Source organism: Streptomyces bambusae, from assembly GCF_020532645.1.
Taxonomy (GTDB): Bacteria; Actinomycetota; Actinomycetes; order Streptomycetales; family Streptomycetaceae; genus Streptomyces; species Streptomyces bambusae.
Genome location: NZ_JAJAUZ010000155.1, coordinates 1 through 493 on the forward strand (window position 1 = coordinate 1; position 493 = coordinate 493).

Genomic DNA, 493 nt, shown 5'->3' on the forward strand with positions numbered 1-493 from the left:
GGACTCGGCACCCGCGTAGTTCAACGCGGCCGCCACTTCACGGCGTACCAGGTCGAGCAGGAACTCCTCCTGCTGCTCCGGTGCCAGGCCGGCCAGCCGGCCGGCCGTGGCTCCGGCCGCCGCCGCACCCGCCTGCGCCGCCCGCCGGCCCGCCTGCCGCACCAGGCCGCGCATCAGGTGCGGGACGTCGTCGCCGCGCGCGGCCAGGGCCTGGGTGTCGAGGACCATCGGAACCACGTGCGGGAGGTCGAGGGCCAAGGCCGCGTCGAAGGCGGCCAGGCCGGCGGCGGGGTCCAGCTCACCGATGCCGGTGCGGGCCAGCCGGGCCAGGTCCGTGGCCGACAGGGCCGCCGCCATGCCGTCGTCCGCCCAGGCACCCCAGCCCATCGAAACGGCCGGCAGGCCGAGCGAGCGACGGTGCTGGGCGAGGGCGTCGAGGGACGCGTTCGCGGCCGCGTAGCTGCCCTGCCCGGCGGTGCCGTACGTACCGGCC

At 77.7% G+C, this 493-nt stretch carries 1 protein-coding gene; it reads right to left on the reverse strand.

The window, feature by feature from the left end; genetic code table 11:
* Positions 1–493, reverse strand: a 493-nt coding sequence (locus LG634_RS37610; protein ID WP_226741050.1) for a KR domain-containing protein, incomplete at both ends; no start/stop codon positions are given.